The following is a 17,631-nucleotide window of genomic DNA, read 5'->3' on the forward strand; positions in this document are numbered from 1 at the left end:
CGGCGATCAGCCCGCGCGCAGCTTGAACAGCCCCACCGTGCGCGCCAGGCCCTGTGCCTGCTCGTTAAGCATCGCCGATGCAGCGGTCGATTGCTCCACCAGTGCGGCGTTCTGCTGCGTGGCCTGGTCCATCTCGGCGACGCTGCGGTCGATCTGGCTGATGCCGCTGCTCTGCTCGTGCATCGCGCCGTCGATCTCGCCGATGATGCGCGACACGCGCTCGATGCCAGCCACAATTTCCTGCATGGTCGAGCCGGCTGCCTGCACGCGCTGCGCACCGGTCTTTACGCTGGCTTCCGAGGCCTGGATCAGGTCCTTGATCTCGCGTGCGGCCGTGGCGCTGCGTTGCGCCAACGTGCGCACCTCGCCGGCCACCACGGCGAAACCGCGGCCGTTCTCGCCGGCGCGGGCGGCTTCCACAGCGGCGTTGAGCGCCAGGATGTTGGTCTGGAATGCAATGCTGTCGATCACGCCGATGATCTCGGTGATGCGCGCCGACGACTTGGCGATCTCGTCCATCGTGCTCACGGCGCTCGACACCACCTCGCCGCCGCGCGTGGCGGCATCGCTGGCGTCGCTCGCCAGGCGCGTGGCCTGCACGGCCGCATCGGCGGAGTTCTTCACGCTGGTGGTCAGTTCCGTCAACGCGGCAGAGGTTTCCTGCAGGTTGCTGGCCGAAACCTCGGTGCGGTTGGACAGATCGCGGTTGCCCATCTCGATCTCGCCGGTGGCCGACTTCATGCTGTCGACGCTGGCGCGCACTTCCAGCAGCACTTCGCCAATCTTGTCGATGAAGGTGTTGAACGCGGCGCTGATCTGCGCGACTTCGTCATTGCCGACCACGGGCAGGCGGTGCGTCAGGTCGCCACCGCCGGCGCCGATGGTCTCCATCGCATCGCGCACTTGCGACAGGCGGCGGAACGACTGCGACGTGAAGAACGCGGCGATGCCCACGGCGGCCAGCGTCAGCAGCACCATGGCCACGGCCAATGCCTTGACGACGTTGCGCAAACCAGCGGTGGCCTCAGCCTTGTCCAGGGCAATCACCAGATACCAGTCGGTGCCCTGCACGGCCTGCGCCTTGAGCAGCTTGGGCGCGCCGGCCAGCTCCACTTCCAGCGGGGCGCTTGCCTTGGCGAGCGTGGCGAGCGTATCGGCATTGAGCGAAGCCGCCACGTCGGTGGCCGGCTTGAGCATCAGCTTGGCGTCGGGGTGGGCGATCACCTGACCGTCCTTGGCGACCACGAAGGCGAGGCTGGATGGCGTGGGGTGCACGGCAGCCACCACTTCACGCACGCCGTCGAGCGGCACGGCGCCCGAGATGGCGCCGGTCGTTTCACCGTTGTGCACGAGCGGCGTGGCAAACGACACGTACTGCACACCGGTCGACACATCGCCGTAGGGCTTGGTCACGAGCAGCTTGCCGGCTTCGATGGCCTGCTTGTACCAGGGCCGCACCGTCGGGTCATAGTCCTTGGGCGTGGTGGAGCTGGTGGAGAAGAACGTCTTGTCCGTCCAGCCGATGGTGATGATGGGGAAGCCGTTGGCGTTGCCCATGTGCTTGCCGAAGCCCTGCGGATCGCCGTGCTCGACCACCTCGGCGGTCGCCTTCACGGCCTGCGCCTTGGCGGCCACCCACTTGTCGATGGCGAGCGTGTTGCCGCTGGCGATGGCTGCGAGGTTCTGGTCGATGGATTCCATCGTATTGCTGCGCACGATGGAATACGTGGCGGCGCCGGACAGCGCCAGGGCGCCGATCACGGTGGCCGACGAGATGAGGAGAATGCGGGTCCGAAGAGAGGAGATCATGATTCTTCTAGGTTCTTCTAGGTGGAATGTCCTGCGTGAATCAGACTGCGTGCGACGTACAGCGCTCGGTGCTACCGTTGCGCCCTCCAGAACGCCTAATACTTCCGGCTATCAAGGGCTACTGAGCAAGCTACGGCACGGCGTGCGCGAACTTGAGGGCGCCCAGGCCGCCCATCCGAGGGGGCGGCTGCTATAACGAACAATTCGCGGGATCAAACCGCGCCGGTGCCCAGGCACGATCGGTACAACGATGCCGAGCCCGAACTCTCTCCTCACAATCCGCATGAACGACGTCATCCGTATCGACCCCGCCACGGGTGAAGTCACCCTGGGCGGCTTTTGCCTGACCCCGCAGGCGCAGCCAGATGCCCTGCCCGCGCGTTTCATGGTCGGACCGCGGCGGCCAGTGCTGGTTGAAGGCAAGGCCGTGCCATGCCAGTTCGCCACCGCCGCCGTGCTGGACGACACCACCCCGGTGACAATCAGCCTGCGCTTTGAGTCCGGCGCGCTGGTGAGCACGTTCCTTGAGCTGGTCCAGCCGGCCAGCTACGACGACATCCCCGCAGCCGACCAACGCCACCGCAAGTGGATCACCAAAAAGCTGGGCAAGGACCCAGGCGCCATGACCATCTATCCCTGGGGCAGCGCGGGGGTGGCGCAGGACAGGAATGGCGGCGTGCACATCTATCTGCACAACCGGAACAACACCTGGGCAAGCTAAACAGCTTGTAAGAGACGGCTGCGTCAGCCCCAATTGCCGCCCCCGTGCGGTTGCAGTACCGTCGTCGGGTCCCCCAATGGCGCCAGGAGCCTGACGCGATGGCCGTACTGTTCACCATCCTGAAGATTGCCGTCGTGATCGTGCTGGTGTCGTCACTGGCCGAGGCGCTTGCGCTGTCGTTCCTGCGTGGCTGGAACAACTACGATTGGAAGGCCGCTGGAGTGTCGGTGGTCGACTTCCTGGTACGCGAGTACCCACTACGCTGGCTGGTACCGATGGCGTTCTGGCTGCACGCCCTGGACTGGGTCTACCAGCACCGCCTGTGGACCCTGCCAATGGACAACTGGACAGGCTGGGCCGCCTGCTTTCTCGGCCAGGAGTTCTGCTACTACTGGTACCACCGCGCCGCGCACCGCGTGCGCTGGTTCTGGTGCACCCACGCCGTCCACCACTCCCCCAATGATCTGAACCTGTCGGCCGCCTACCGCTTCGGGTGGACGGGCAAGCTGACCGGCACCCTGCTCTTCTTCGCGCTGGCGCCGCTGCTGGGCATGCCGCCGCGCATCGTACTGATGCTGCTGTCGCTGAACCTGCTGTACCAGTTCTGGATTCACGCCACGTGGATACCGCGCCTCGGCCCGCTGGAGTGGTTCCTGAACACCCCGTCGGCACACCGCGTGCATCACGCGTCCAACCTGGAATACCTGGACGGCAACTACGGCGGCGTGCTGATCGTCTTCGATCGGCTGTTCGGCACCTACATCCCCGAGCGCCGTGACGTGCCCTGCCGCTACGGCCTCGTGCACCCGATGCGCACGTACAACCTGCTGACCATCGAGTTCAGCCAATGGCGCGGGTTGTGGCGGGACCTGAAGACCGCCCGCTCGGCACGTGATGTGTTCGGCTACCTGTTCGGCCCGCCGGGCTGGCAGCCCGACGGCAACGGCGAGACGACAGAGGATTTGCGCCGGCGTGCTGCGCTGGTTGCCGACGAGAGTGACGTTGTGCCAACCACGGCCATCGCTAACTGACCACGCATCACGGCATGCGCAACACCTGCGCCAGATGCCCATACACCGTCGCAATCCGCCGCAGGTGGCGTGATTCCGGATGCGTCAGCAGCCACAGTTCTGACTGGTTCGCGTCCTGCAGGTCCCGCAGCGACACCAGATCGCTGCGCGCCTGCGCCATCACCACGGGAAGAATGGCGATACCCGACCCCATCGCCACCATCTCGGCCGCGATCTGCAGGCTGTTGACGAAGTACGTCGGCACCGCCTTGGGAAAGTGCCGCTTGCGCCAAGCCACGGAGGGGTGCTCCGGAATCGCATCGTCGATGGCCAGCCACGGCGCGCGGCCCGCTTCCACATCGGCATACGTGATGCCGCAACCGCGCCCCGCATACAGCCCCACGCGAATCGAGCCCAGGTGCTTGCCGACCAGGTGCTGCGGCGGGCGGCGCGTGGCCCGTACGGCAATGTCGGCGTCGCGCCGGGTCAGGCTTGCCAGTTCGTTGCTGACCTGCAGGTCGTAGCTCAGGTTCGGATGCTGCACCTGCAACGCCTTCAACGCGGGTGCCACCAAGCCAACCAGGATGGTGTCGGTGGTGGTGATGCGTACCGTGCCCGATACCTGATCCGGCGCGGCATGGACCGCAGAGCGCGCCTCCTCCAGCGCGGCCTCCACCTGCTCCGCGCGCTCGGCCAATGACTGCGCCAGCTCGTTCGCCAGATACCCCGTGCGCGAGCGCACAAAGAGCGATTGCCCCAGCCCCCGCTCAATGCGCTGCAACGACCGGAACACCGTGGACGCATCCACCCCCAGCCGCTCACCCGCCGCCGCCAGCGTGCCGGTGCGCACCATCGCCAGCACGACTTCCAGGTCGGCGGCGCTGAGCCGGTATTGCGTTTCTGCATGCATGGTTTTCTGTGTCGCCTATTTCATTGGCATACACGCAATCCTACAGTGTCGACACCGCCGCCGCTGGCGATGACCTCCGGCGGCTCCCAACCTGTTCAACGAGACTACGACCATGAAGCTCTACTACTCCGCCGGCGCCTGCTCGCTGGCCGTACATATCGCCCTGCGTGAAGTGGGCGCAAAGTTTGACCTGACTTCGGTGGATCTGACCAAGCACCTCACTGCCGACGGCGCCGATTTCTATACGATCTCCCCACGCGGCTACGTGCCGCTGCTGGAGCTGACCGACGGCTCGCGCCACACCGAAGCGGCTGCGCTGCTGCAGTACGTGGCCGACCTGGACCCGACGCAGGCGCTCATCGGCAAGGCCGGCAGCGCACACCGGCTGGCCGTGGTCGAATGGCTGACCTTTGTCAGCACCGAGCTGCATAAAGGCTTCGGCCCGCTCTGGTACAAGGAAACGCCCGAGGTCACCCGCCAAGGCGCGAAGGACAAACTGGCCAAGCGCCTTGCCGAGTTGGATGCCCGCTTTGCCGCACAGCCGTACCTGGCCGACAGCTACAGCGTGGCAGACGCCTACGCCTTCACGGTGCTGAACTGGGCCAACTTCCTGGCGCTGCCGATGGGCGCGTATCCGAATGTGCAGGCGTATATGGCACGCGTGGGTGCGCGCGCTGCCGCGCGTGAAGCGCTGATCGCGGAAGGGTTGGTGAAGGAAGACGTCGCCAGCTCAGTCGCCTGAGCGTTCGATCACGTTGGGCTGGGCGCCCGCCACTGTGCGCGGCTGCAATGCACGGTGCAGCGCCAGCCCAATGATTGCTCCGACGCATTCGGCGGCAATGAAAGCCGGCACGCTCGATGGTGCGATGCCGGCAAAGCTGTTACTGAACATGCGCCCGAAGGCCGCCGCCGGATTGGCAAACGACGTCGACGCCGTGAACCAGTATGCCGCGCCGATGTAGGCGGCAACCATTGCAGGCGCCCTGCCTTGCGGCGCCCGCAGAATGACCAGCAGCAGGCCGGCCGTCGCCACAGCTTCGGCAATCCACTGGCCCAGACCGCTGCGCAGCTTGGTCGAGACCTGGATGAGCGACATGTCGAACATCGCGTGCGCCAACCATGCACCCAGCGCCGCGCCAACAAGCTGCGCCGCAACGTACGGCGCCAGGTCAGCCAAGGGCAACTCACCTTGAACCACCATCACCGCGCTGACTGCCGGATTGAAATGCGCCCCGCTGGTCGGGCCGAGCACCTCGATCAGCACGTACAGGCCGCCCACCGTGGCAGCCGTATTGGCGAGCAGCGCGATGGCCACGTTCCCGCCTGCCAGTCGCTCAGCCATGATGCCCGAGCCGATCACGACGGCCAGTAGCAGCGCGGTTCCCAACGCTTCGGCAAGGAGCCGGGTTCGCAGGTCAGCCATCGCGATCAGCTTTGCGAGATGCGGTCGAGGTGGGCCTGCAGCTCGGCATTGCTCAGCGTGTCGAGCGGCAGCATCAGCAGTTGCAGCATGCGGTAGCCAATGGCCTGGCGCGTCAGCTCGAAAGCCTGGCGCTTGCCCTCGTCGCCGCCCGGTGCGTTGGACGGGTCGGCATAGCCCCAATGCACCTTGACCGGGCTGCCCGGCCAGTACGGGCATGGCTCGGCAGCCGCGCTGTCGCACACGGTGATGACGACGCGCATCTGCGGCGCACCCTCGGCGACAAACTCGTCCCAGCTTTTGCTGCGATAGCCCTCGGTATCCACGCCCGCATTGGAGAGCGCTTCCAGCGCAAAGGGATTGATACGGCCGCTCGGCGCACTGCCCGCGCTGTAGGCACGGACATCCTTGTTCAGTATCTGTGCCCAGTGGTTCAGCATGCCCTCACTCAACACGCTGCGCGCGGAGTTGTGGGTGCAGAGGATCAGGACGTTGGTGGTCATGGCGGGCAGATCTCAACACTTGCAGGCGGTGGGGCCGGTATTGAGGCAGGTCTCACCTTGGCAGCAGTTCTCGGTCAGGAAGCCGAGCAGCGTATTCATGTGAGCGAACTCGGCGCGATAGATCAGGTTGCGGCCATCACGCTCCTGGGTCACGAGTTGTGCGTGCATCAACTCCTTCAGATGGAACGACAGCGTGGCGCCCGGCACGTCGAGTTGTTCGGCGATGGCGCCCGGCGTCAGCCCCTCGGGCCCGGCGACCACGAGCATGCGAAACACCCGCAGGCGCAGGTTGTGCGCGAGGGCGGCCAAGGAGCGGATAACGATGTCTTCTTCCATATTTCCAATATAGTGGAAATATAAAGGGCCAACAACCTTGGCTAGCAGATGGCTTCCCCGCCCGTCTTCGGGGAGAGCGTCAAGATGGTCTTTTAGTTATTGCGGTTTCACCGCCGCCAGCACGTCCCAGTCTTGCGGATCGAGTTGGCATCCCTCAAGCGTCAGCAGCACGTACGCACCGAGCGCTTCCAGAAACCCCGCGCGATAGTCCAACGACAGCTGGCCGACGTTGTAGTCGAGCGCCTCGCGTAGCAATGCCGGATGGAACTGGCGTTGCTGTGAGAGGGTTTTCTGTGTGCGTTGAAGGAAGCGTCGCAGCGCGAGCGCGCCGGCTTGGTATTGCGTGGGTGGGGAGGGATAAGACGCGGGCTGTGGCCCGCTTTGCTGGTTTGGCATGAAGCCTCCTTGGGGTTGAAGGAGGCCCACCATCTCGGCGCTAAACGAGGGTGGCGGGCCCGACGATGGTGTTAGCGACCCGGCCCCCAAGGAAACCGGTAGACCCGAAGATCTCACCACCCGGCCCGCCAAAGTAGGCGCGAACGGAAGCAGCAGTGCGACTGCTTGCAGCAATCGTCCGCCTTGGTGTTTCAGGTCGCTAAACCAGGCTGCCGTTGGTGCGGCAGCGAGTGGATTATATGAGGTGGAGTTTTGCGGCGGAAGCCACAACAAAATCAAAATGAATGACGAAGCAGCGCATCGGGAGCAAATAGCCCTTCAAGACATCAACCAACTTCGCAAACTCCGATGTTGGTCTTATCGATGCCGGAAAAGCTCCGTGTCTACATGTCCGGGCGAGCATCTCGCCAATCATCTGGCATCACGATTTTTGCTTCGAGGCCAGCATGCTGTTGGAGCAGATACAGCAAATTGCTGCCGCTGAGCAATTCAATCGGCTTGCCGTTCGCGAAATCGAACGCGGCAGCGCCATACCCGCTTGTCGTCACGAGGATGCCCTTCGAGGCACCCTCGTTCTGCATCGTGCCAAAAAGATCACGAACAGCACTGACGCCCACGGTGTTCTGGTAGCGTTTGGCTTGGATCACCACTTTGCCGCCAAAGATCGGCCGAGGATCGAAGGCAACGCAATCGACACCACCGTCTCGAGATGCTTGAGTTTGCCTAGCCTCCAAGCCCATTGCATGGAAAAGGTTGGTAATGAGCGACTCGAACTCACTTGGGGTGAGCTCCATCAAGTTTTGCCGTTGATCGAGTGCAGACAACACCTGCCCCTCTTCGACGAATCGCGGATCGGACATATCAAGTTCCACGACAGGACGCACGGGAGCAAGTTCAGCAGCACTCTTAGACACCGAAGCATTCAGCGTCTTTAGGCAAGCCGTCGGCTCAACGTTCTCCAAATCCATTTCCGAAAAAATATCTCTACCAACTCTTACCGTTACCAAACATGGGCGCACGGCTTTACCAGTACCAGGATCGATTGCGTTCACGTATCCGTTGAACGCAACGACCTCAATCCGCCCCGCCAGGTCTGATGAAAAAATTTCGTGAATGGATCTCAGAACGGTCTGCCCAATGACAGATGCGTATAGCGCCCGACGTTGACTCTCAGGGCGAGCGCTTTCGTTAATCAAGTCCGTAGCCTTTACGTACTTGTACCCTTTGCTAGTCGGAACCGAATCCTCAAACGCCGGAAGATCATATGCAACGATGAGTTGTTTAGATTCACCGGAGTACTGGGTTTCGGCCGTGCGAGGAAAACAGTCTGGATAGGGGCTACTTGCCAGAACCATGGAAAAGTAGGACGCGATCGCCTCAGAGTTACCCGCTTCAAACGCCGAGCGAAGCTCATCAACTTCAGCGTTCTGAGTCGCAGCGACCTCGTTTGCCGCAATTACGGCTGCCGCATGCTTTTCTTTGATTTGCTGCAGTGCAGCTTGCCGACGCTCCTCTCTTCGGGAGTGGTCCTCTTTTGCAGAGGCAAACAAACTCTCGGCATGCGAGAGCTGACCCAAGAAACGCTTTCTCTCCCAAGGAAGAATGCTCTTAATCGCGCTTGGTTTGGTTGGTTCAAAAGTCTCCCACGCTGGAGCTTCAATCGGCCGAGCCAGATCGCCGAGTTCCAAGGGAGGGTGCTGCGGCGCAACCTTCAAACGGTTGAAGTCTATTTGAGCCTTACGTTGCAAACCATCGACAAGTATGGTCTGTAACGTCGCTACAGTGTCCTCAAGCTCTTCGTTGAGCTCTGCCGTCTCCGCTATCCTCGATTCGACATACAAACGCTGTCGCTCTTTCTCATCCGCGTAGATTGCTCGCTGACGTGCTCGCTCGTTCCGCTCCGCCTCCCGCAGCGAGCGCACATGTTCTCTTTGAGCCCGCTCGATGTCACGCTGTCGTGCTCGAGCGGCGCGTTCCATATCGCGCGATATTTTGTTTATGGTGCTAAGAAAGCCGCGAGCCACAATCTCCTCCCAGGGATCAATTCTCTTTTTGTGGGAGACATTATGCTGCGCAACAGGGAGTCGCCGTAGCTTTCATCGTTGTCAAAATTAGCGGACTGACAGGCACAAGAGCACAAAACGAAAACGCCGATTTTTGAGCCACAAGCCCGCGTACCTAACTCACCCAGACCATCCGCCAAATCCCCGAATTTCAACAGCGGCCGCTCGAATCCGAGCACTCCCACTCAATCTCACTAGATCTAAACAAAACCGCCTAACCCGCCCCCTACTCCGCCTAACGTTTGCGGAACGTCTTACAACACATCCCCTTGTTGTAGATGGGCCCTATCAGCGCAGCATGCCGCACCGCAGCACGCACATCGCTACAATTTCAGGCTTCGCACTCCGCTGTCCGCAGGTCTTCCCATGTTCAAGCACGCTGTTCTGGCCCTAGCTGTTGTCGCTGCAGGCTTACCCGCTCTCGCTCGCGCTGAGGTTCGTGGAGCGGGGTCGACCGCCGCCGCGCCGGTCTATCGCGTCTGGTCGGCGGGATATGCCGCGTCGTCGGGCGTCACGCTCAGCTATGACGCGGTAGGCTCGGGCGAAGGCATCAAGCGTATCCGCGCAGGTTCGGTGGATTTCGGCGCGTCAGACGTGCCGCTGTCCGCAGCCGATGCGGCCAAGGCGGGCCTGGTGTGCGTGCCGTCCGTGGTGACGGGCGCGGTGCCGTTCATTAACGTGCCGGGTGTATCGCGCGGCCAGTTGAAGCTGACGGGCGAAGTGCTCGCCCAGATCTTCCTCGGCAAGATCGACAACTGGGATGCGCCCGAGCTGCGCGCGCTGAACCCCGGTGTGGCGCTACCCAAGCTGAAGATCCGCCTCGTGGTGCGCGCCGATGGCTCGGGCACTACGTACCACTTCACCGATTACCTGAGCGCCGTCAGCGCCGACTGGAAGTCCACCTACGGCACCAAGTCGACCATCGCCTGGCCGGCGGACTACCTGGCCGCCAAGGGCAGCGGCGACGTGGTCAAAGCCGTGCAGGCCAACGCGGGTGCGATCGGTTATGTCGACTACAACTACATCCTCGACAACGACCTGAACGCCGTGCAACTGCGCAACGCGGCCGGCCGCTTCGTCAGCGCACAGGTGAGCGGTTTCCGCGAAGCCGTGGTGCAAAGCGCCTGGAACCGCAAGGGGGATTTCACCGCGCCGCTGGTGAACCTGCCGGGCGCGGATACGTGGCCGATCACCATGGGCACCTTCATCGTGGTGCCGGCCGTGAGCCCGTCGGGCCCGCGCACGCTGGCCGCGCTGAAGTTCGTGACGTGGGGTTACTTTCACGGCGACGAACTGGCCGCGCGTGCCAAGTTCGTGCCGCTGCCCGAGCGTGTGCAGGCGAGTGCGTACCGTGAGCTGGCGCGCGTGACCGATGCATCCGGCGCCGCCATCGGCTTGCAGAGCATGCCCGCAAACTGGGGCAAATGATGCTTGCCGGTGCAGCATTTGCACTGGCAATCGCACTGTTTTGACGCAACGCAGACAGCGCGGTGAAAGCTTTGCAACAGGGCTGGATTGTTCCGACGCGTTATCTATAGTGGTCACTCGTCGCGCGAACCAGCCGCGCATGTCACTGCCACAGCAACGACGGGGAACCGCAATGGGCACCGCCATCGCAGACCAGGACGAACAGATCGACAAGATCGCACAGGACACCGGTGCACCCGCCGATCTGGTCCGTGTTCAGTACCAGGAAACCATGCGCACATTGGCGGCTGACGCCAGCGTGCACGACTACCTCTCACTGTTTGTCACCCGGCGCGTGCTGGCGGCGTTCCGCCCGCGCCGCACGCCGCCGCGCTAGTCCCGGCGCTTACTCCTCGCTGATCATCCCAACGAAGGCATGCGCCGCGCGGCGCATCCATTCGCGTGCTCGCTCGACCTCGGGTTGGAGGCGCGCAAAGGCGTGCGTCATGCCCGACGCTTCGATGGTGATGACCTGCGCGCCGTGCTGCACGAGGTAATCGGCATAGTTCAAACCGTCGTCGCGCAGCACATCGTGCGCAGCCACGATGACGACCGTGTCGGGTGGCGTGTATCGCGGCGGCTGCGCCATCAGGTAGATGCGCCCGTCCTGCTCGGCCAGCGGCTTGGCCAGCGCCTGCGCCCCAATGAATTTCTCCCAGTACCAGCGCATCTCGTCGCGTGTCAGGCCGGGGCCTTGCGCGAAAGCGTTGTAGCTCTCGCTGCCGAAGGCCGGCGTCGTGACGGGGTAGACCAGCAGTTGCGCATTGACCAGTCCCGGGCGCGCGCTTGCCGTGGCTTGCGCCGCAAGATGCCCGCCCGCACTATCCCCGCCGACAGCCAGAAATTCGATATCGAACCCCAGGCTCGAACGCTGTTCGGCAAGGTACGCGAGCGCATCACGCGCATCATCGGCGGGTGTGGGAAACGGGTGCTCGGGCGCGAGGCGATAGTCGACGCTGACGACCGCACAGCCGGTGTCCTGCGCCAGCAACGCGGCCAGCATGCGGTGCGTCGTACGCGGCGCGCCCACCACCCAGCCGCCACCGTGAAACCACACCAGCATGCGCGGCGTGGCCACGTGCTTCGGGCGAAAGACGATCGCATCCAGCGTGCGACCCGCCAGCGGCAGGCTCAGGTCCGACGCTTCAATGCCTTCCGGATCGGGCCGGTCCGAGAGCGCGGCAATCGCTTCGAAACGCTCACGCTGGGCGGAGGCATCTTCCGGCGCAGGCAAGGCGCCAAAGCGTTCGGCAATGCGTTGATAGAGCTGCAGGAGTTGCGGATCGACGGCCATGGTGCGGATGCTTCATGCAAGTTTCGATGACCGTCGAAGTGTAGCGCGTGGGCTTCAGCGCCTGCCCTAGCTCCCGCGATATGTTGAGAAACCGAACGGGCTGAGCAGCAGCGGGATGTGATAGTGCTGCGCCGCGTCCTGCACGTGGAAGACGACTGGCACCTCGGGGAAAAACGTGGCCGTGTGATGCGCGCTGAAGTAGTCGCCGGTGTGGAACGTAGCGCGATAGTCGCCAGCAGCGAGCGTCTGGTCGGCTTTCAGTAGCGTCTTGATGCGGCCGTCGGCGTCGGTCGTGCCGCGGGCAATGGTGTGCCAGGTACCGTCCGTCCGCGCATCGAGCGTGACGCGCATCTCGGCAGCGGGTGTGCCGGTTTGCTGATCGAGCACGTGTACGCTCAGGCCGCCTTCGGCAGCAACCGCCAGGGACGATGCAGCGGCCAGGGCGACGGCCGAGATCCAGTGTCGGAATGGCATGGGGACTCCTTAGAAGTTGGAGCCCGAAGCCTAGGTGAAACACGCGCGCCCTGCGGTCACAAATGGTGGCGCTTTCAGGCGCGCTCGCCGATACCAAGTCGCCAGTGCTCGATCTTGGTACAGCGGTCTTGCACGGCCGGGATACCCGCGGCGCGCGCGGCGGCCATCGCCTCATCGTTGACGATGCCGAGCTGCACCCAGATGCCACCCACGCCCACAGCAATCGCTTCCTGCACAACCGGCAGCACCTGTTCTGCGCGGCGGAAGATGTCGACCAGGTCGATACGCTGGCCGGCCGCCGCGAGTGTCGTCGCGGCTTCGGCCAGCGTGGCGTAGCACGGCTCGCCCAGCACGTCTTCGCCGGCATGCTGCGGGTTGACCGGCACGATGCGATAGCCGGCCTGCTGCAGATAGCGCGCCACGTCGTAGCTCGGCCGCGTGGGGCGCGGCGAGAGGCCAACCACGGCGATGGTCTTGGCAGACAACAGCCGGCGCATGGTGGCTTGTTCGTCGACGTAGGAAGGATTGGCGGACATGGCGGATGGAGATAAAGAAAGCGCGCGTTCAGGTAGTGGACCGCTTGCACGCGGCACCCAGATCGTCGACCCGCACGGCGGCACGGAAGGCGCCCGACGAATACGGACCCACTTCATACGGCCCGTAGTGCACGACGATGCGGTCTCCTTGCAGCGTAAACGGAAACGCCGCGTTGCGCAGATCCTTCTCTTTGAGCGTGCCGCGCGTGGCTTCGGGCGCGCCTTCGCGCTTGAGTGCGTCGACGATCTGCGTGTTGAGGCTCTGCAGGCATGCGGGCGTGGGGTTCAGCACATCGGCCAGGGTGATCGGCTGGAAGCCCTGCGCGCCGCGCCGCCAGTTGCCGGCCGTGAAGCCGTAGTTGCCGTGCGCGCCGCCGCTGTATGCCCACACCATGCGCAGCAGGCTGACGGTGTCGCCCAGGCCGACGGCGCTGATGCGGATAACGCATTCGGTGTCGTACGGATCGCAGCGGTTGATGCGCAGCGATTGCACCAGCGCATCGACGGCCGCGTCGCCGGTCACGGGATAGCGCTCGGTGATGGTGGCCTGGCCGGCGGTGCCGGTGACTTCTCGATAGCGCGCTGCGCGCTTGAGCGTGAACGGCTGGCTGCGGCCGCCATCGCTCCAGGTGCCCGTGGCGGCCATGCCGTCGGCCGACAGCGCGCCGGAGAGCGTGCCGCCCTCTCGCACCATGGGCTGGCCGCTGGCGTCGAGTGCATCGGCACGCTCGCGCCACACGAAGCGGCGCTCGGGGGCGCTACGGCCTTCGATGGCCCACATGGTGCGGCCTTGGGGGCGATCGTCGTAGGCGTCGCCAGTGAGCGTGTCGGCGACGGGGTCCTTGTCCTGATCCCGCGCCTTGGGTGGCGGGTCATACACACTGAGCCAGACATTCCAGCCCGGGTTGTCGGCACCCTTGCCCACCGTGCCTTGCCAGAACGTACCGGCGTGGCGTTCGCGTGGCTCCGGCGATTTTGCAAGCGGTACCGTTGGCGCAGAAGCAACAGGCGCGGAGGCTGCGGGCGCACTGGCAGGCGTTGCGGGTGGCGCAGAAGCCGCTTCCCCGACGGCATGTGCCGAACCTGCCGCGCAGAGTGTCGCCATCAAGGTAACAAAAACGCCGCCCCCAGCCGATTTTCGCGTTGCCGAACGCGTCCCACAATGCACCGCCTGCCTGTGCATGCTTCCCTCCTATGACCCAACAACCCCAGACCAGACCACGCATCGCGGGTCGGCCTATCCTCAAGCCCCGCGCCCCTGCGCGGCAAACTCGTGGGACTGCGCAGGTGCAGCAGACGTTCCCCAAAGCGTGTTTCCAAGCGCTTTTTGCATCACGCCAGGTGCGCACTTACAGCACTTGCATTCGATTGCAATCCGACACACTTTGTTACGCCTTGGGGTGCCCCGGTCGCCCACAATGCCTCGGCACGCGACATCTTTGTGTCCAATTGTTGTGCGCCGGTTGGGCCCTCCTGCCTATCATGCGGCGCACGCCCGACACGGTTGCGGTGCAAGGTTACCCCCTCCTTTCGAATTGACCCCTCGAAGGGATTTCCCGTCCGCGCGGTGCTCCCCGGCCCGCGCGCTTTTTTTTGCCTGCGCAATCTGCGCAGCACCCCTCTCGTGTGAGCACGGTCCGTGCCGCCGCACGGCCACGCCGATACACGTCCTTACAAAGCCAAGTCGACCCTTCGCCGCCTGCTGCGTTTAATGGAGGCATCCACGCGGCGCGTGCCGCCACAAAAACGAGGGCTCATCATGTCCACACCATCCCGTCGTTCTCTCCGTCTCTCCGGTGTGCGGCTGCCGCATGTGCTGCGTGCCGTGGGTATCGCCGCCGTATTGCTGGTCTGCGGGTCGCGCGCGGCGCTGGCCGCCGATCCCGCCTCGCGAGTCGCGCGGCTGTCTGATTTCTCGGGCGCGGTGAGCTTCGCGCCTGCGGGCTCCGACGACTGGGCCGGCGCCACGCTCAACCGCCCGTTTACGACGGGAGACCGTCTGTGGTCCGACCAGGGCAGCCGCAGCGAACTGCACGTCGGCTCCACCGCGCTGCGCCTGGGTCAGAACACCGGCGCCACACTGGTCGACCTCGACGATCGCAATACGCAGGTCAAGCTGACGCAGGGCGCGCTGTCGGTTCGCGTGCGCGCGTTGCCGCCGGACCAAACCATTGAAATCGATACGCCCAACCTGGCGTTCACACCCCAGGCACCGGGTGAATATCGTCTCGATGTCGCACCGGATGGCTCCAGCACCACCGTCACCGTCTGGCACGGCGACGGCACCGCCTATGGCGACGACCGCTCCGTGCCACTGGGCGCGGGCCAGCAAGTCCGCTTCGGCGGCACCGATCTGGCCGAAGCCGGTGGCATGGACAACCCGAACCGAGACGCCTTCGACCACTGGGCCGAATCGCGCGACGCACGCGAAGACGCATCCGTCTCCGCACGCTACGTCGGCCGGGAAATGACCGGCTACGAAGCCCTGGACGACAACGGTACATGGCGCGAGGAAGACGGCTACGGCGCCGTGTGGGTACCGCGCGCGGTGCCGGTCGGCTGGGCGCCCTATCGCACCGGCCACTGGGCATGGGTCGCACCGTGGGGCTGGACCTGGGTCGACGATGAGCCGTGGGGCTTCGCGCCGTTCCACTATGGCCGCTGGGCCTACGTCGGCACGACGTGGTGCTGGGTGCCGGGGCCGGTCGTGCCGCGCCCGGTGTACGCACCGGCGCTGGTCGGCTTCGTGGGCGGAGGTGGTGGCGGCGGTGTGAGCTGGGGCATTAACATCTCGATCGGCTCGCCGGGTGTGGCCTGGTTCCCGCTGGCCCCGGGTGAGGCGTATCGCCCGGTCTACGCGGCCAGCCCGACCTATGTGACCAACATCAACCGCACAGTGGTGGTGAACAACGTCACGGTCAACAAGACCATCATCAACAACAACGTGACCAACATCACCAATGTGAACCGGGTCACGTACGCCAATGCCAACAACCCGGCCGCGCTGACGGCGGTGCCGGCCAAGACCTTCGTCAGCGGTCAGCCTGTCGGCCCTGCGATGACGACGCTGCGTCCTGAGCAGATGCGCGCACAACTCGCCCATGCGCAGATTGTGTCGACGCCGGCACTGGCGCCGGTGAAGGCGAGTCTGGTGGGCGCGGCTGCGGCAAGTGGTGCGCACCCGTTGCCGCCGGCACAGGTGTTCTCGCGGCAAGCCATTGCGGTGCGCGCGCCGCAAGCGCCGGCGGGCGGACACGATGCGCTGGCCGAGCGCTTCCACTCCCAAGGCGGCACGCTGGCTGGTGCCGGCCCCGCATGGACGGGCGGCAACGCCCCCGCGCACATCGCACCGGTACGTGGCCCCGCCAATGCCGGCGCGCAACCGATGCCGGTGGGTGCGCAGGCTGCTGGTCTGCGCCTCACGCGCGCCACGCCGGCCAACATGTCACATGGTGAAGGCGCACCGCGTCCGGGCAATGAACCCAATGGTCCGCGTGGCGCCAACAACGCGCCGATGCCAGGGAATGCGCAAGCCCCGCATGGTCCACAACCGCCTGCGCCGCAACCATTCATGGCGCCAGGCACCACCACGCGCCCCGGACAACAGGCCGGCGCACAACCTCCGCAGGAACAACGTCGCGGTGAAGAACGCGCCGTTTTGCCCAAGCCAGCGCTGCCACCGCAGTCGCCCGCCGGTATGACGTCACGTCCGCAGCCGCAGGAAGGCATGCGCGGCGACATCCCCCGCGAGGAACATCGCCCAGCGCAGGCGCAGCAACCGCAACCGCGCCCCGCCGAAGTCATCCGACCGACTGCGCCCGCACCGCAGGAACGCCCGCACCCCGAGCCGCAGATGCAACGCCCGGAACCGCGTCAGCCCGAGCCACACTTCGAGGCTCCTCGCCCATCGGCACAGCCGCCACGCCCAGTGGAAATTCGTCCGTCGCAGCCGCTGCCGCGGCCCGAACCTCGCCCGGAACCACCGCGTCCGCAACCCCAGCCGCAACCTCAACCGCCACACGTAGAGCACCATGAAGCCGCGCCTGCACAGCCGCACCCGCAAGGCCAAGGCGGCGGCCACAACGAGCAGCGACGTGAAGAGGATCACCGCTAAGCAACACGACGGCGACAGGCAACAAAAAAGCAGCCCAAACGGGCTGCTTTCTCTTTTGGCCAGTCCGATCTGCGAGCAGATCAGACCAAACCAGCTTCAGCGCTTGCGACGCAGGCGCGCGATTGCTGCCAACTGCGCAGCCGCCACGGCCAGCTCACCTTGTGCACGGGCCAGATCCAGGTCGCTGCTTTGGTTCTGCAGCGCCTCTTCGGCCGCACGCTTGGCTTCGTTCGCCTTGGCTTCGTCCAGGTCGTGACCGCGGATCGCGGTATCGGCCAGCACGGTCACCTTCTTCGGCTGCACTTCGAGAATGCCACCGGCAACGAACACGAACTCTTCGCCGCCGTCTTCCTTCTCGATGCGCACGGCGCCCGGCTTGATGCGCGTGATCAGCGGCGTGTGGCCGGGCAGAATGCCCAGCTCACCAGCCTCGCCCGGCAGTGCCACGAACTTGGCATTGCCGGAGAAGATCTCGTGCTCAGCGCTGACGACGTCTACATGAATGGTTGCCATCTCGATTCCTTTGCTCAGAAAAGCCGCTTCCTGAATGGACTTCAGGAAGCCAGTGCTGACCCTGG

The 17,631-nt window shown here is 64.6% G+C and carries 18 protein-coding genes; 6 read left to right on the top strand and 12 right to left on the bottom strand.

The window, feature by feature from the left end; translation table 11 throughout:
• Positions 1-6 precede the first annotated feature (6 nt).
• On the bottom strand, positions 7-1,809 hold the full coding sequence (locus ACS13N_RS06685; protein ID WP_438930925.1) for a methyl-accepting chemotaxis protein: 1,803 nt from the start codon (positions 1,807-1,809) through the stop codon (positions 7-9).
• A gap of 283 nt (positions 1,810-2,092) precedes the next feature.
• Here ACS13N_RS06685 and ACS13N_RS06690 point away from each other — a divergent pair, with 283 nt between their 5' ends.
• On the top strand, positions 2,093-2,530 hold the full coding sequence (locus ACS13N_RS06690; RefSeq protein WP_438930926.1) for a hypothetical protein: 438 nt from the start codon (positions 2,093-2,095) through the stop codon (positions 2,528-2,530).
• A gap of 98 nt (positions 2,531-2,628) precedes the next feature.
• The gene (locus ACS13N_RS06695; RefSeq protein ID WP_438930927.1) at positions 2,629-3,561 is read left to right on the top strand and encodes a sterol desaturase family protein; all 933 of its coding nucleotides are present in this window, start codon (positions 2,629-2,631) and stop codon (positions 3,559-3,561) included.
• A gap of 7 nt (positions 3,562-3,568) precedes the next feature.
• Here the strand turns inward: ACS13N_RS06695 and ACS13N_RS06700 are convergent, their stop codons facing one another.
• A complete protein-coding gene (locus ACS13N_RS06700; RefSeq protein ID WP_438930928.1) occupies positions 3,569-4,450 on the bottom strand; it encodes a LysR family transcriptional regulator in 882 nt (293 codons plus the stop codon).
• Between the two features lie 112 nt (positions 4,451-4,562).
• Here ACS13N_RS06700 and gstA point away from each other — a divergent pair, with 112 nt between their 5' ends.
• Positions 4,563-5,192 carry a glutathione transferase GstA gene (gene gstA, locus ACS13N_RS06705; protein ID WP_438930929.1) on the top strand — a complete coding sequence of 210 codons (630 nt, stop codon included), beginning with the start codon at positions 4,563-4,565 and terminating at the stop codon, positions 5,190-5,192.
• Here gstA and ACS13N_RS06710 read toward each other — a convergent pair.
• The 5 genes from ACS13N_RS06710 to ACS13N_RS06730 all read right to left on the bottom strand — a co-directional run bounded on the left by ACS13N_RS06710 (position 5,181) and on the right by ACS13N_RS06730 (position 9,084).
• Positions 5,181-5,873 carry an aquaporin gene (locus ACS13N_RS06710; protein WP_438930930.1) on the bottom strand — a complete coding sequence of 231 codons (693 nt, stop codon included), beginning with the start codon at positions 5,871-5,873 and terminating at the stop codon, positions 5,181-5,183. The two genes, gstA and ACS13N_RS06710, sit on opposite strands and share 12 nt — an antisense overlap.
• 5 nt (positions 5,874-5,878) lie before the next feature.
• Complete coding sequence (locus ACS13N_RS06715; protein WP_438930931.1) at positions 5,879-6,373, bottom strand: arsenate reductase ArsC; 495 nt, start codon at positions 6,371-6,373, stop codon at positions 5,879-5,881.
• A gap of 12 nt (positions 6,374-6,385) precedes the next feature.
• A complete protein-coding gene (locus ACS13N_RS06720) occupies positions 6,386-6,709 on the bottom strand; it encodes an ArsR/SmtB family transcription factor (RefSeq protein ID WP_438930932.1) in 324 nt (107 codons plus the stop codon).
• A gap of 96 nt (positions 6,710-6,805) precedes the next feature.
• Entirely contained in the window at positions 6,806-7,105 is a 300-nt protein-coding gene (locus tag ACS13N_RS06725; RefSeq protein ID WP_048935655.1) for a hypothetical protein, read from the bottom strand.
• 383 nt (positions 7,106-7,488) lie between these two features.
• Positions 7,489-9,084 carry a restriction endonuclease gene (locus tag ACS13N_RS06730; protein ID WP_438930933.1) on the bottom strand — a complete coding sequence of 532 codons (1,596 nt, stop codon included), beginning with the start codon at positions 9,082-9,084 and terminating at the stop codon, positions 7,489-7,491.
• A gap of 450 nt (positions 9,085-9,534) precedes the next feature.
• Between ACS13N_RS06730 and pstS the strand changes: the two genes are divergently transcribed.
• A complete protein-coding gene (gene pstS, locus ACS13N_RS06735) occupies positions 9,535-10,596 on the top strand; it encodes a phosphate ABC transporter substrate-binding protein PstS (RefSeq protein WP_438930934.1) in 1,062 nt (353 codons plus the stop codon).
• 172 nt (positions 10,597-10,768) lie between these two features.
• Positions 10,769-10,972 carry a DUF3562 domain-containing protein gene (locus tag ACS13N_RS06740; RefSeq protein WP_438930935.1) on the top strand — a complete coding sequence of 68 codons (204 nt, stop codon included), beginning with the start codon at positions 10,769-10,771 and terminating at the stop codon, positions 10,970-10,972.
• Between the two features lie 9 nt (positions 10,973-10,981).
• Here the strand turns inward: ACS13N_RS06740 and ACS13N_RS06745 are convergent, their stop codons facing one another.
• The 4 genes from ACS13N_RS06745 to ACS13N_RS06760 all read right to left on the bottom strand — a co-directional run bounded on the left by ACS13N_RS06745 (position 10,982) and on the right by ACS13N_RS06760 (position 14,122).
• Complete coding sequence (locus tag ACS13N_RS06745) at positions 10,982-11,929, bottom strand: alpha/beta hydrolase (protein WP_438930936.1); 948 nt, start codon at positions 11,927-11,929, stop codon at positions 10,982-10,984.
• A gap of 66 nt (positions 11,930-11,995) precedes the next feature.
• The gene (gene uraH, locus ACS13N_RS06750; RefSeq protein ID WP_438930937.1) at positions 11,996-12,403 is read right to left on the bottom strand and encodes a hydroxyisourate hydrolase; all 408 of its coding nucleotides are present in this window, start codon (positions 12,401-12,403) and stop codon (positions 11,996-11,998) included.
• A 74-nt stretch (positions 12,404-12,477) separates the two neighbouring features.
• Positions 12,478-12,939 carry a CoA-binding protein gene (locus tag ACS13N_RS06755; protein ID WP_438930938.1) on the bottom strand — a complete coding sequence of 154 codons (462 nt, stop codon included), beginning with the start codon at positions 12,937-12,939 and terminating at the stop codon, positions 12,478-12,480.
• Positions 12,940-12,967: 28 nt separating this feature from the next.
• Complete coding sequence (locus ACS13N_RS06760) at positions 12,968-14,122, bottom strand: RsiV family protein (RefSeq protein WP_438930939.1); 1,155 nt, start codon at positions 14,120-14,122, stop codon at positions 12,968-12,970.
• 576 nt (positions 14,123-14,698) lie between these two features.
• Here ACS13N_RS06760 and ACS13N_RS06765 point away from each other — a divergent pair.
• A complete protein-coding gene (locus tag ACS13N_RS06765; RefSeq protein ID WP_438930940.1) occupies positions 14,699-17,053 on the top strand; it encodes a DUF6600 domain-containing protein in 2,355 nt (784 codons plus the stop codon).
• Positions 17,054-17,149: 96 nt separating this feature from the next.
• Here the strand turns inward: ACS13N_RS06765 and ACS13N_RS06770 are convergent, their stop codons facing one another.
• Positions 17,150-17,566 carry a F0F1 ATP synthase subunit epsilon gene (locus ACS13N_RS06770; RefSeq protein ID WP_009239559.1) on the bottom strand — a complete coding sequence of 139 codons (417 nt, stop codon included), beginning with the start codon at positions 17,564-17,566 and terminating at the stop codon, positions 17,150-17,152.
• Positions 17,567-17,631: the final 65 nt, after the last annotated feature.

This window comes from Ralstonia sp. 24A2, from assembly GCF_051783885.1.
In the GTDB taxonomy this organism is placed as follows: Bacteria; Pseudomonadota; Gammaproteobacteria; order Burkholderiales; family Burkholderiaceae; genus Ralstonia.